The organism is Actinomycetota bacterium (assembly GCA_005888325.1).
GTDB lineage: Bacteria > Actinomycetota > Acidimicrobiia > Acidimicrobiales > AC-14 > AC-14.
On sequence record VAWU01000016.1, the window covers coordinates 1 to 389 of the forward strand.

General features: G+C 65.8%; 1 protein-coding gene. It reads right to left on the minus strand.

Features of this window, described 5'->3' with window-relative positions; genetic code table 11:
• Positions 1–231 (minus strand): hypothetical protein (locus tag E6G06_03665; GenBank protein TML93073.1); only part of this gene is annotated, 231 nt, incomplete at its 3' end.
• Positions 232–389: the final 158 nt, after the last annotated feature.

The following is a 389-nucleotide window of genomic DNA, read 5'->3' on the forward strand; positions in this document are numbered from 1 at the left end:
TCCGCCGTTGGCGTCTGGCGCAAGCCAGCTGAGCACCGAGACCTCGGCGCAGGTCGATGGCACGTGGAACACGGCGGTGACGGTCGTGCTGTTGTCGACGAGATGGCCGGTGACCCCTTCGCAGCCGGCTGTGGCATCGGCTCCCCCGGCGCCCAAGACGGTGGTGAGGAGGCCGGCCTGCAGAACGATCACTACCGCGATCGCGCGCTTGGCAGTACCAGAGAGGTGCATGGATCACAACCTTTCAGGTGTCGACGTTGCTTGTGCACACTCCTCTTGCGGGGGCTTGGCAGAGAGCGATGTGTCACCGGGATGTGCCCGGTGTCGTTTTGTCCAGGGGACTCTCGACACCTCGGACCACCCCCTTGAGCACGCCGAACGCCCCGCCA